This window comes from Cupriavidus sp. GW823-FHT06D04 (genome assembly GCF_058795055.1).
Map to the genome: position 1 here is coordinate 66766 of NZ_JBXAHL010000009.1, position 12575 is coordinate 79340.

General features: G+C 63.2%; 14 protein-coding genes and 1 tRNA gene. 3 read left to right on the top strand and 12 right to left on the bottom strand.

Annotation, left to right across the window (positions count from 1 at the left end; genetic code table 11):
* Positions 1 to 53: 53 nt before the first annotated feature.
* The 6 genes from AC1Q7H_RS14100 to AC1Q7H_RS14125 all read right to left on the bottom strand — a co-directional run bounded on the left by AC1Q7H_RS14100 (position 54) and on the right by AC1Q7H_RS14125 (position 4243).
* Positions 54 to 1445, bottom strand: a complete 1392-nt coding sequence (locus tag AC1Q7H_RS14100) for a replicative DNA helicase (RefSeq protein WP_013957138.1) — start codon at positions 1443 to 1445, stop codon at positions 54 to 56.
* 168 nt (positions 1446 to 1613) lie between these two features.
* Positions 1614 to 2066 (bottom strand): 50S ribosomal protein L9, encoded by a 453-nt coding sequence (rplI, locus tag AC1Q7H_RS14105; protein ID WP_013957139.1) that lies wholly within the window; start codon positions 2064 to 2066, stop codon positions 1614 to 1616.
* Positions 2067 to 2098: 32 nt separating this feature from the next.
* A complete protein-coding gene (rpsR, locus tag AC1Q7H_RS14110) occupies positions 2099 to 2377 on the bottom strand; it encodes a 30S ribosomal protein S18 (RefSeq protein WP_006163606.1) in 279 nt (92 codons plus the stop codon).
* A gap of 3 nt (positions 2378 to 2380) precedes the next feature.
* Positions 2381 to 2680: a primosomal replication protein N gene (priB, locus tag AC1Q7H_RS14115; RefSeq protein ID WP_013957140.1), complete on the bottom strand. Its 300-nt coding sequence runs from the start codon at positions 2678 to 2680 to the stop codon at positions 2381 to 2383.
* A 77-nt stretch (positions 2681 to 2757) separates the two neighbouring features.
* Entirely contained in the window at positions 2758 to 3132 is a 375-nt protein-coding gene (gene rpsF / locus AC1Q7H_RS14120) for a 30S ribosomal protein S6 (protein WP_010809513.1), read from the bottom strand.
* Positions 3133 to 3250: 118 nt separating this feature from the next.
* Positions 3251 to 4243, bottom strand: coding sequence for an asparaginase (locus AC1Q7H_RS14125; protein ID WP_013957141.1), 993 nt, complete (start codon positions 4241 to 4243; stop codon positions 3251 to 3253).
* A 258-nt stretch (positions 4244 to 4501) separates the two neighbouring features.
* Here AC1Q7H_RS14125 and lexA point away from each other — a divergent pair, with 258 nt between their 5' ends.
* Positions 4502 to 5155, top strand: a complete 654-nt coding sequence (gene lexA, locus AC1Q7H_RS14130; protein WP_013957143.1) for a transcriptional repressor LexA — start codon at positions 4502 to 4504, stop codon at positions 5153 to 5155.
* 110 nt (positions 5156 to 5265) lie between these two features.
* Entirely contained in the window at positions 5266 to 5436 is a 171-nt protein-coding gene (locus AC1Q7H_RS14135) for a hypothetical protein (RefSeq protein WP_010809510.1), read from the top strand.
* Between the two features lie 39 nt (positions 5437 to 5475).
* Here the strand turns inward: AC1Q7H_RS14135 and AC1Q7H_RS14140 are convergent, their stop codons facing one another.
* The 4 genes from AC1Q7H_RS14140 to dusA all read right to left on the bottom strand — a co-directional run bounded on the left by AC1Q7H_RS14140 (position 5476) and on the right by dusA (position 8448).
* Entirely contained in the window at positions 5476 to 5853 is a 378-nt protein-coding gene (locus tag AC1Q7H_RS14140) for a hypothetical protein (RefSeq protein ID WP_211979853.1), read from the bottom strand.
* 58 nt (positions 5854 to 5911) lie between these two features.
* A tRNA-His gene (locus AC1Q7H_RS14145) sits at positions 5912 to 5987 on the bottom strand.
* Between the two features lie 106 nt (positions 5988 to 6093).
* On the bottom strand, positions 6094 to 6402 hold the full coding sequence (locus tag AC1Q7H_RS14150; RefSeq protein ID WP_153953610.1) for a hypothetical protein: 309 nt from the start codon (positions 6400 to 6402) through the stop codon (positions 6094 to 6096).
* A gap of 981 nt (positions 6403 to 7383) precedes the next feature.
* Positions 7384 to 8448 (bottom strand): tRNA dihydrouridine(20/20a) synthase DusA, encoded by a 1065-nt coding sequence (gene dusA, locus AC1Q7H_RS14155; protein ID WP_211982279.1) that lies wholly within the window; start codon positions 8446 to 8448, stop codon positions 7384 to 7386.
* A 661-nt stretch (positions 8449 to 9109) separates the two neighbouring features.
* Here dusA and AC1Q7H_RS14160 point away from each other — a divergent pair.
* Positions 9110 to 9412: a hypothetical protein gene (locus AC1Q7H_RS14160; RefSeq protein ID WP_211979855.1), complete on the top strand. Its 303-nt coding sequence runs from the start codon at positions 9110 to 9112 to the stop codon at positions 9410 to 9412.
* Positions 9413 to 10761: 1349 nt separating this feature from the next.
* Here AC1Q7H_RS14160 and AC1Q7H_RS14165 read toward each other — a convergent pair.
* Positions 10762 to 11322, bottom strand: a complete 561-nt coding sequence (locus AC1Q7H_RS14165) for an NADPH-dependent FMN reductase (RefSeq protein ID WP_013957150.1) — start codon at positions 11320 to 11322, stop codon at positions 10762 to 10764.
* 129 nt (positions 11323 to 11451) lie between these two features.
* Entirely contained in the window at positions 11452 to 12540 is a 1089-nt protein-coding gene (locus AC1Q7H_RS14170; RefSeq protein ID WP_211979856.1) for an enoyl-CoA hydratase/isomerase family protein, read from the bottom strand.
* Positions 12541 to 12575: the final 35 nt, after the last annotated feature.

Genomic DNA, 12575 nt, shown 5'->3' on the forward strand with positions numbered 1-12575 from the left:
TTGGCGCAAACAAGACGGCGCCGCACAGACGATTGCAGGCTGGCTTGACTTCGTCAGGTGTCGTTGTCGAAGAAAGCCGGGCCGCCGCTGAAGTTGTCGAACTTCGTGAACTGGCCCAGGAAGGTCAGGCGCACCGTGCCGATCGGGCCGTTACGCTGCTTGCCGATAATGATCTCGGCCGTGCCCTTGTCCTGGGAGTCCGCGTTATAGACCTCGTCGCGGTAGATGAACAGGATCACGTCGGCATCCTGTTCGATAGCGCCGGATTCGCGCAGGTCGGACATCACCGGACGCTTGTTGGGGCGCTGTTCCAGGCTTCGGTTCAGCTGCGACAGTGCAATCACCGGGCAGTTGAGTTCCTTGGCCAGGCCCTTGAGCGAACGGGAAATTTCGGAAATTTCCGTGGCGCGGTTCTCGCCGCCGCCGGAACCTGACATCAGCTGAAGGTAATCGATGATGATCAGGCCAAGCTGCCCGCACTGGCGCGCCAGGCGCCGCGAACGGGCACGCAGCTCCATCGGGTTCAGCGCCGGCGTTTCGTCGATGAACAGCTGGGTGTCGTTCATGCGCTGGATCGCATGCGTCAGCCGCGGCCAGTCTTCATCCAGCAGGCGGCCCGTGCGCAGCCGGTGCTGGTCGAGGCGGCCGACCGAGCCGAGCATACGCATGGCCAGCTGGGTGCCCGCCATTTCCATCGAGAACACTGCCACCGGCAAGCCCTGCTCCACCGCCACGTGCTCGCCGATGTTCAGCGAGAACGCGGTCTTGCCCATCGACGGGCGGCCGGCCACGATGACCAGGTCGCCCGGCTGCATGCCGCTGGTCATCTTGTCCAGGTCGATGAAGCCGGTCGGGACGCCGGTGACGTCGGTGGTGGAATCGCGGTGATACAGCTCGTCGATGCGCTCGACCACCTGGGTCAGCAGCGGCTGGATTTCCTGGAAACCCTTCTGGCCGCGCGAGCCTTCTTCGGCAATCGCAAAGACCTTGGATTCGGCCTCATCCAGCAGTTCGCGCACCTCGCGGCCCTTGGGCGCAAACGCGGCCGAGGCGATATCGTCGGCCGCCGTCACCAGCTTGCGCAGCACCGAGCGCTCACGCACGATCTCGGCGTAGCGGCGGATATTGGCCGCGCTGGGCGTGTTCTGCGCCAGCGAATTCAGGTAGGCCAGCCCGCCCACCTCCTCGGCCTTGCCAGCCACCTGCAGCATTTCATAGACCGTGATCACGTCGGCCGGCTTGGTGGCCGAGATCAACCGGGCGATGCTCTGGAAGATCATCCGGTGGTCAAAACGGTAGAAATCCGCCTCGGAGATGAAGTCCGCAATGCGGTCCCAGGCGGCGTTGTCCAGCAGCAGGCCACCCAGCACCGATTGCTCGGCTTCGATGGAATGCGGCGGGACCTTGAGGTTCTCGAGTTGGGGGTCGGCGACAGGCGCGTTCATGGGGAGGGATTATACCGGCGGGTGGACGCACTTCGCCGTACATTTGGCGACCGGGCCTGCAATGACAAGCGAACAACAAAAAAGGCAGGAGCCAGGGCTCCTGCCTTTCTTGCTTGCAGTGCTTGCGGTGCTTCAGCCGGCGCAGCGCGCCGGCGAGGCGGCACGTCCTTAGACGCTCTCGCCCACGACCGACACGGTCACGTCGACCACGACGTCCGTGTGCAGCGCGACGCTGACCGGGTGGTCGCCCACCATCTTCAGCGGGCCGTTCGGCATGCGAACCTGGGCCTTTTCCAGCTTGAAGCCTTGGCCAGCCAGGGCTTCAGCGATGTCGGCGTTGGTCACGGAACCGAACAGGCGGCCGTCCACACCCGACTTCTGGCTGATCTGTACCGTCAGGCCGTTCAGCTTCTCGCCTTCGGCTTGCGCGGCGGCCAGCTTCTCGGCAGCGGCCTTTTCCAGCTCGGCGCGCTTGACTTCGAATTCGGCGATCGCGGTTTGCGTAGCGCGGCGGGCCTTCTTGCCCGGGATCAGGAAGTTACGGGCGTAACCGTCCTTCACCTTGACGATGTCACCCAGGTTGCCCAGGTTGACGACTTTTTCCAGCAGAATAATTTGCATCGCATTCTCTCCTTAACGGACCTAGGGCCTGATCAGTTCTTGTGCAGGTCGGTGTACGGCATCAGCGCGAGGAAACGCGCACGCTTGATGGCCGTATCCAGCTGACGCTGATAGTGAGCCTTAGTACCGGTCAGGCGGGCCGGCGTGATCTTGCCGTTGTCGCCGATGAAGTCCTTCAGGGTGTCCAGATCCTTGTAGTCGATCTGTTCCACGCCAGCCACGGTGAAGCGGCAGAAGCGCTTGCGCTTGAACAGCGGGTTCTGTTGCTGGAAGCGCTTCTTGTTCTTGTTGTCACGTTTGACGAATGCCATGATTCAATCCTTTTCGAATGCTTTACATCCAGTGATGTGAAAGACGAGAGCCTTGCTGTTGCGGTGCCTGCGGGCCAGGAATCCTTCACAGTCGAGCAGCGTGCCGAGCGGCAACCGCTCCAGACGCTGGCCAACCTGTCCGATCCCCATCGCTGCGATTGCAAACTCGACCTGCCGCGGCGTTTGCGCCTCGACGGCCTCGCCGCTGTACTGCAGGATGCAGTTCACGACGGGGACCCCGGCCGGGGTATAGCGCAGGGCATCGCGTTCCGCCAGGGTGGCGGCAAGCCGAAGCTGGTTCAACGCGGGGCCTCTTGCTGGTTGCAATCCATGCTGCCATGGCTGACGCTGTCAGCCATGGCACGCACCGCAGTCCGCACTCAGGCGGCCTGGCCTTCGGTGGTCGTTTGCGCGGCCTTGCGGGCTTCTTCGCGCTGCACTTCCTTCATCATCGGCGAAGGTGCGGTCTCGGCCTTCTTGGTCTGCACGATCAGGTGGCGCAGGACGGCGTCGTTGAACTTGAACGCGTGTTCCAGTTCAGCCAGCGTTTCCTTGCCGCATTCGATGTTCAGGCAAACGTAGTGAGCCTTGGCCAGCTTCTGGATCATGTAAGCCATCTGGCGACGGCCCCAGTCTTCCACGCGGTGAACGTTGCCGTTCTGCGAGGTCACGAGCTGCTTGTAGCGCTCGATCATGGCCGGCACTTGTTCGCTCTGGTCCGGGTGGACGATGAAGACGATTTCGTAATGACGCATTGACGCTCCTTTTGGATTAGCCACCCGGGCGTCACGAGTCCGGTGTGGCAAGGTTGAATAGCCTTACATTATAGCGCGCGTATCGGCAAGTGCGCAAGCCGCTGTTTACACAGGCAAATCAGGCGTTGGCAATCAAGGCCTGCAGCCTCGCCGGATCCCGCGCCAGCCCTGCGTCGGCTGCTAGCGCCATGGCCAGCAGCACGCGCGCCTTATAGGGATTGAGGTCCGTTGCGGAAACAAAAGCCCCATCCGCCGGGCTGAGCTGGGGCGGAATCGCCACATGGCCGGCCCCGGTGCGGGAACTGCGCACCACGGCCACACCCGCGGCAGCGGCATCGGCCAGCGCCTCGGCCAGCACCTCATGCACCGAGCCATTGCCAGCGGCAGCCACCACCAGTCCGGCGACGCCCGCGCGGACCAGCGCATCCACAGCCACCCTGCCCGGCTGGGCGTAGCTGGCCACGATCTCCACCACCGGCCACGCCGTCGGCATCGGCCCAATCACCCAGGCCGCGCGCGGCGCGCGCGCGAAGCGCACGTAGTCATCCTGCACGAAACCCAGCGGCCCGCAGGCCGAGACAAAGGCATCGACCGCCGACGTGTGGGCCTTGGCCACATCCCGCGCAGCGTGGATCTGCTGGTTCAGCACCACCAGCACACCCTTGCCGCGCGCATCGGGATGAGCGGCCACGCGCACCGCATCCAGCAGGTTCAGCGGGCCATCGGCCGACAGCGACGTCGATGGCCGCATTGCCGCCGTCATCACCACGGGCACCGGACACGATTGCGTCAGGTGCAGCGCCATCGCGGTTTCTTCCAGTGTATCGGTGCCGTGCGTGATCACGATGCCGGCCACGTCGGGCTGCGCGGACCAGTGCTCAACCCGCGCCGCCAGCGTTTGCCAGAGCATGAAGGTCATGTCTTTGCTGTCGACCTGGGCCACCTGCTCGGCTTCGATGCGGGCCGCCGACTGCAGCGCGGGCACCGCTGCCAGCAACGACGACACCGGCACGGTCGCCGCCTGGTAGCGAGCGCTGCTGGCGGAGTTGCCGGCCGCGCCAGCGATGGTGCCGCCGGTGGCAAGTACGACGATGCGAGGCAATTGGGTCATGGAGGCGTGCAAAGAAAGTGGGAAAACAGGAATGCCGATTGTAACGGGCGCGCCCCGCCTCGCCGCGGGCCCGCGCTGGCGATCCACAAATCCATCCATGCGACACGCCCCAAAAATTCTGCTTGCGCTCAGGCCGATACTGTATAAAATCACAGCATACTGTTTAAACATACAGTGCCTGGCCAGCCGGATGCAGGATAAAGGATCGACCGATCCCTTACCCGGAATCCCCGCGGCCCCGCACGGAATGGCGATCCCATGGCGACCCTGACACCCCGGCAGCAGCAGATTTTCGATCTGATCCGCAACACGATCCGCCGCACCGGCTTTCCGCCCACGCGCGCCGAAATCGCCGCAGAATTCGGCTTCTCATCGCCCAATGCCGCAGAAGAACACCTGAGGGCGCTGGCACGCAAGGGCGTGATCGAATTGACCCCGGGCGCCTCACGCGGCATCCGCCTGAAGGTGGCACGCAGCGATTCGGAAATGCCTGACCAGTTTTCGTTGCCGATGGCCGGCGTGATGCAGCTGACGCTGCCGCTGGTGGGCCGCGTTGCTGCCGGCAGCCCGATACTCGCCGCCGAGCATATCGACCGCCAGTACCAGGTCGACGCCTCGGTCTTCGACGAACGCCCCGATTACCTGCTGCGCGTGCGCGGCCTGAGCATGCGCGATGCCGGCATCCTCGATGGCGACCTGCTGGCCGTGCGCCGCGCCAGCGAAGCCGCCAACGGCAAGATCGTGGTGGCGCGCCTGGGTGATGACGTGACCGTCAAGCGCCTGCAGCGGCGCGGTGGCCATATCGAACTGATCGCAGAAAACCCGGACTTCACCAACATCATCGTGGAGCCTGGCGAGGAGTTTTCGCTGGAAGGCATCGCCGTCGGTCTGATCCGATCTTCCGGCTTCTAGCCGGGCACCGCAGGCAGCGAGCCTGCGCGGGCCCACCCGCTTCCATTGCTTTGCAGACGCCACCCGGCTTGCCGGGTGTTGACCCCGCTTTGCCCAAAAGAGGTGCCACCATGCCGCAAATCCACCAAGTCGCCGCCCGTCGCCCGGTCAAGCCCGTGCCGTTCCGCCAGAGCAAGGGCGTACGCGTCTACCAGGGTACGCAGCGCCGCACCATGGTCGGCAGCATGGCGGCGATCTGCCGCATGCTTGAACTCGAAACCGCCGAAAAGCTGGCTGCCTGAACCCTGCGGGCGCAGCCCGCGTAGCCGTGGGCCCCGCCCTCAGCTACGCACACACGCCTTGGCTTCGGCTTCCAGCTCCTGCGGCGTCAGCTGCGGGAACCACGTATCGCTCTTGCGCAGTTCCAGAGCCGTACCATCCGGCTTCGCCGTCAGCGAAATCAGATAGGCGTATCGGTATTCACCCCCAGACGTGGTCTGGCCGATGCGGATCTCAGTCTGGTTCTTCGCCGGATAGTTGATGACCGCGGCGTCATCGCCCAGATTGTTGCGCAGGCATTTCGCAACATCGCCCATCGTTGCTGGCGTGAACAAGCGCATGGGCGCACGCGCGCGAATGTCCTTTTCAGAAGTACCGGTGGCACACCCTGCCACCATGGCTGCCATCGCTACGCCAATCACTGCCGCTCGAACAGACATACCATCCCCGGGGAATGCAAAACGGCGCCCTCGCGAGGCGCCGTTCTGGAAAATGCTTTGGGGTGGCTGATGGGACTCGAACCCACGACGACAGGAATCACAATCCTGGACTCTACCAACTGAGCTACAGCCACCGTAGAAGTCATCAGCGCGTTACGTTGCTGATCGACGAAAACCAAGATTATACAAACAGTTTTCCGGGATGGCTAGTATCCGGCACAATTTTTTTTAGATAAAAGCTCAGGTTCGGGACGGGCTCCACTTTGCCTCAAGCAGCACTGCCTGCTTGATGGCCTCGACGGTCTCGGCTTCGGTATCGAACTGCCCCAACAGGCGGCGCGACTTGCCGTTCAGCACGGCTTCCTGCAACGCCTTGCCCGCGGCTTCCGAAGTGCCGGGGTGCCAGCAGTAGCGTGCCGTCCATTTGCCGTCCTGCAGTTGCTCGGCAACCCAGACCACCCTGAAGTCTTCATAGACAACACCGAACGGCGCTTCGTTTTCCACGTTTGCTCTTTCCACGCTGCCCCCCCTGCCGGCATCGGTCCGCATGCCATGCCTTGTCTCGCCTGGGGCAAATGCGAGGGATCGTATCACGGCCGCCGACCAGGGCGCCCGGCCCGGCTGGCACCTTCGCGCATGCCGTCGATCGCTCGCGGAAATATGCTGTGCACAGCCCCTACCTCTGCAGGGTTCATGCCGCAAATGCGCGAAGCGATACTTGTGCCTGAGGGACATTGACCCCCCTCGACCTTCCCGTCAGGCGGCCCGCCCCATCGGGCCGCCTGCCTCTTTTTGGCCACCCTGCCCGCTCATTGCCGTGGCGCCAGCACCTGGCGATGGAACCTCGCGAGCGTATGCGAGCCCAATCGACGTCATCGACAAAATCGACACGTCAACGAACGCAGGGAACGGGAATGCAAATCAAGTGTAGATGGCCTGCGCGAATTCTTGCGCTGACAGTATTGGCGGCCTTGCTCGGCGGATGTGCTGGCGGCGGGGTCGACGGCAGGGAATCCAGCATCACGACATACGGCACGCTGGACGTAGGCATCAGCCATACGCGCTAGCCTGCCAGCGTGACCGATGGAACTCTTTACGAGGGCGACCGTCTAATTCCCTCGTCTGGCGCATGCAATGCGAGCGCGCAAAAAAAGAGTCCGCAGCGCGGACTCTTAAATTTAGCGATCTCAAATGCCCTGAAGGCGGTTGCACTGTAACTGTCATCCCGGCAATGCACCATACGGGTAAACGAAGAGCAACAAGCCTGGCGTAGCAGCAAGAAAGCGCCGACAAAAAAAAGCCCGCCGAAGCGGGCTAATAATCAGTTGAAGAAAGCCCTGTATTCGAGGGCAGGCACAGTGTATGGAAGTGCCCTGCCTCAGCGAATTAGGGGAATCCCTTTCCTGGCGCCGGTTTCCGGGCGATCAGGCATTGCAAGTGCGGCGCGCGGTACCCCCGCGCAGCCATGCACATTTTCACGATTTGAAGTTAGAACGCGGCCTCGGCAGTGCGCGCGCGGGCCACGCTCGCTTACGCGGCAAGTGGCTCTTGTGTCTGCGGCCGCAAGTGCGCGCGCGCCTCTTCGAACAATGCATTCACATCGGCACGCGTGCGTGCCGCATTCATGCGCTTGGCATCCGACAGCACGCGGCGCCAGCCGCGCCCGCCCGCAATTCCACGATGCAGGCCGAGCATGTGGCGCGTGACCGCACCCATATATCCACCCCGCTCCACCAGGTCGCCGATATAGCGCTGCATCGCCAGTTCGACGTCGAGCCGCGACGGCGTCGGCGCACTCGCATCGCCATAGAAGCGCGCATCCATTTCGGCCAATACATAGGGCTGATGGTATGCCTCGCGACCGATCATCACGCCATCGACGTGCTCGAGGTGGGCCGCCATCTCGTCATAGCTGACGATGCCGCCGTTGATCAGGATCTCAAGGCCCGGAAACTCCTGCTTCAGCTGGTACGCCACCTCATAGCGCAGCGGCGGAATCTCACGGTTTTCTTTCGGGCTCAGGCCCTTCAGGATCGCATTGCGCGCGTGGACGATAAACGTGCCGCAACCCGCCTCGGCCACCCGGCCGACGAAATCACGAACGAAATCGTAGTGCTCGATCTTGTCGATGCCGATGCGATGCTTGACGGTGACCGGGATGTCCACCGCTTCGCGCATCGCCTTGACGCAGTCGGCCACCAGTTGCGGCTCTGCCATCAGGCAGGCGCCGAAGGCCCCGCGCTGCACGCGCTCGGATGGGCAGCCGCAGTTCAGGTTGACTTCCGCATAGCCCCATTGCTGGCCCAGCTTGGCCGCCATGGCAAGATCGGCCGGCTCGCTGCCGCCCAACTGCAGCGCGACCGGGTGTTCGGCCGCATCGAAATCCAGATGGCGCGGGACGTCGCCATGCAGCAGCGCGCCGGTGGTCACCATCTCGGTGTACAGCCAGGTGTGGCGGCTGAGCTGGCGGTGGAACATGCGGCAGTGGCGGTCGGTCCAGTCCATCATCGGGGCTACAGATATTCTGCGAGCCCTTATATTTCCTTGTTTCCCGCCTGTAGCCTCAGTTTCCGGGGTGCCGTGAGTGCGTTCCATTTCCTGCCGATTCCGCCTATTTCGTCCAATTTTTCCGTCCCAAGCGCTACGATTTAGCACCATCTCAACTTTTGTAGCGCCGAGAATATGGGGACGATCACGCAGCGCGTGCGAAAGGACGGAAGTATAGGGTACACCGCGCAGGTTCGCCTGAGCCAAGGCAGCGCCGTCGTGTTCAACATGGCGCACCTGAGCCCGGTCTTCTCTATCGCCCAGCCGGCATGGGGGTACCCGCTCAACGAGCAAGCCATGGCGGATGCATGCAAGGTGCTCGGCAAGCTTGGAGGCATCAGTCGGTCGAAACGACAATAAGCCACGCAGGGATAGCCACCCTGAAGAAAATGACCGATGGCGATTCCGGTCAGCGCGCTATACTGTATATCCATACAGTACTCATCCATGCCCCCGCCATGTCGCCCGAACCTGCAAACTGCCCCATCTGCGGCGCTGCCGCTGAGCGCACTCGCGCCCCATCTCATGGCTACCTCTACCATTGCCCGAGCTGTGGCGCCTTTCTCATCACCAACAGCGCACTAGTCCGTAGGAAGGACATTCCGAGTTCCACCCGGGAAAATGTCCGGCTGTTGCGGGCTTATGGCCACCAGCCGCGGATCGAGGTTTCTCGGGACGGCGTGCGCGTCGTCGCCGGTCGGAGCTGAGCATGGGCAACAGCAAACGCGCGGCAGGCTGCCATCTTCCGGCCACACCCCCCAAGCCGTTCCCCGCTCCCGGCGCAAACGGCATCCTCGGTCGAGTTCAGGGGCACTACATTGCCGCTGGCCTGCAGACGCTGCCTCGTGCCACGCACGACGGGCCCAGCCACCATGAGGTCCTGGTCGAGGCTGGGCACCTCGGCACCGTCCGGCTTTTCATCGAGAAGGAGCTGGCCCGCCACAACCGACACAGCCACTACTACTGGTCGGCCTATCGGGCTGAGCCAGCTGAAGAGCAACAGCACGGCTAGGCCAACTACCCCCGGGAAACCCGCTCGCAAGCACGCTTCCGCAATCCGGGTAGCGGTGGCGTACTCGGCCAGTGCATTGTTGATGCGAGGGGCGTTGTCCAGTGCTCCACAACTTCCGGTGGTGCCGCCGGATTTGACTCAAATGGAGTAGCAGCGTGTGAAGCTGGCTGCCGGCCCGGTAGCGGCACTATGTGCAGCATGCCAAAGAGTTAGTTGGGCTCAGCCCATCAGGCTTACTCGTTCATCCGACAGAGCTCAGGATGCCTGACGGCCGACCGCGATCACGCTCGGGCGTCCTTTAGTGTCGTCGATGCGTGGAAGGATGCCCGAAGCAATGCTCTGCCTAACCGCGGCTTTCAGCTCAGCAACATCCCAACGCCCCTGTTCGATGGCGCCCAGCGCATCGCCAGCGACTGCGAATCGCCCGCCACAGGCAGCGCAACGGTAAATGCGGCTGCCATGCAGGGGATCTTGTCGGTCGAGCCAGCGTCGCGCCAACGCGGTGCATAGCAAGCAAGGTACGGCTTCGGTTGTACTCACAGCCTAACCTTGGTCGATTGCCCAACCCGCCTGAATGCCGGCCCAGCGTGTTGCAACCGATTTTCGGCTAGGGCGCGCATTATGGAATGCATGCCTCATCGCCCTACTCGGGTGGCCAGCGCAAAAAATGCGAAGACCGCCGGCATGCACTTGGCCAGTACCCCAAAGGCGATCAACTCCCTAAATAATGGCACCCGCAGCAGCCATGGGACCCATAGTTCAGGGGTCAGCATTAGGGACAGCAAGACATAAGTGGTCAATCCTGAGGCATATGGGCGCATGACCGTGTCCTCGTAGTCGCAGTAGTGTCGACTTAAGTTTCAATTGAGAAACATCCCTTTGGAGGGTAGAACTGTTCGCAAGACAACAGAACCAACCGGCGCAGCCGGGGGGCAGCGCCCCCCTAATTAGAGGGATGTCCAGAATGAGGGATAGCGTCATGCTGACGGAAGCGCGCGGATGCGACTCACGCGCTTCCACTTTCCGCCCTCGCCAACCCTGGCCGAGGGCTTTTCTTTGGTCGAACGGCACCTGATACCCGCCCCCGTTCGCCGCGCGGAGACTGGCCGCATCCCACCTGGAGATTAGGCGACGGGGGGGGCGGTGCCGCCGGAGAGATTCAAGCGGCCCGGTCAACGTTGGCATCTTTGCCTACGACTCTTCGAATAATTTGGTCGGGCAAACAATGACTAGCAGCAGTACCACAAATGCACGGAACCGGGGCGGATGCGCACGCCTTCGTAACCTGGCACGCCCACGGGAGTTACAGGCTACCGCGTCGAGGTTCGCAGCGCCCCGCCCCGGCAGTATCAGCGCGGCGCAGTCCGCTCGATCCAGCCTGCAAACGTCGTCAGAAATTTGCCGAGAAAGCCCTTGGTCGATTCATTGGCGATCGCGCCCTGCTCGTCAAGCAGCTTGTCGACGCCGCTGATATACGCCTCAGGCTGCTGCAGCATCGGGACATTGAGGAACACCATCGACTGGCGCAGGTGCTGGTTGGCACCGAAGCCACCGATAGCGCCGGGCGAAGCGCTGATGACGGCGCCAGGCTTGCCGTCCCAAACGCTGCTGCCGTAGGGCCGCGAGCCCACGTCGATGGCGTTCTTCAGCGGCGCGGGCACGGAGCGGTTGTATTCCGGGGTCACGAACAACACGGCGTCGGCGCGGCGGACGCGGTCGCGGAACGTGGTCCAGGCCTGGGTAGGTTTGTCGTCCAGGTCCTGGTTGTACAACTGCAGCTCGCCGATCTCGACAATCTCCAGCCTGAGCTGCGGCGGCGCCAGCGCGATCAGCGCCTTGGCCAGCTTACGGTTGTATGACTCCTTGCGCAGGCTTCCCACCAGTACAACGACATCACGAGGATTGCTCATTGCGACTCCTTTGACTGTGCGAACGGAATGACGCGGACGGCGCACGCGACCAGGGTTGGCCTGGCCCTGTGCGCCGGTCCAGCCGCAACTCTACCCGAGTCGGCGCCGGCGTGTCCTGCGCAGGAATCGTCAGGCAGCGATGCCCAGCGACGCCAGCGGATGCTCCCCGGCGCGCCACGGGCTTTCGAAGAACGACAGCACCTTCTCTCGGCCGACATCATCAAGCCGGGCGTGTTGCCAGTGCGGCTTGTGATCCTTGTCGACGGCGAGCGCGCGGATACCCTCGACACCATCGCCCTTACGGAACACGTAGTACATCATGTCCAGTTCCATGCGCAGCTCGTCTTCGAGCGACATGCTGCGCGCACGGCGGATCTGCTCCAGCGTCACGCACAGCATCAGCGGCGAGCGGCTGCGCAGCATGGCGGCGGTTTGCGCGGCCCAGTCACCCGCGGCGTCGCTGACGGCGGCAAGGATGTCCGGCATGGTGTTGCCCGCGAACAGGCTGTCGATCTGCGCCGACAACCCGCCCAGCGTGCTTTGCGCCGGCACGCAGTCATCGCGGTGCGCAGCGGTAAAGCCTTCGATGTGCGCCAGCACGGCGTCGCCGCTGGCAAACTGCTGTGTGCGCAGCGAATCGACCAGTTCGGCCAGCCGGTTGCCCGGCAGATAGGCGTCGGCCAGCCCGGCGTAGAGCGCGTCGGCGGCATGGATCACGGTGCCGGTCAGCCCCAGGTACTCGCCGATGCGGCCCGGCGTGCGCGCCAGGAACCAGCCGCCGCCCACATCCGGGAACAGTCCGATATTGGTTTCCGGCATCGCCATCTTGGTGCGATCGGTGACCAGGCGCAGCCGCGCCCCTTGCGAGATACCCATGCCGCCGCCCATCACCACGCCGTCCATCAGTGCGATATAGGGCTTGGCGTAGCGGTGGATCAGAAAGTTCAGCGCGTATTCCTCGACAAAGAACTGATCGAGCAGCGGATCGCCTTCGTGCACAGCCTTGTGGAAATAGCGGATATCGCCACCGGCGCAGAAGGCCTTGCCGCCGGCACCGGCGACCACCACTGCCACCACCTCGGGCGCGGCGGCCCAGGTCTGCAGCGCCTGGGTGATGGCGCGGATCATGTCGAGCGACAGGGCGTTGAGCGCCTGCGGGCGGTTCAGCGTCAGGTATCCGATGCCACCGCGTACCTCTGTCGTGACGAATTCAGTCATGTCGTACTCCTCCAATGCAACTCGCGATTTTACGC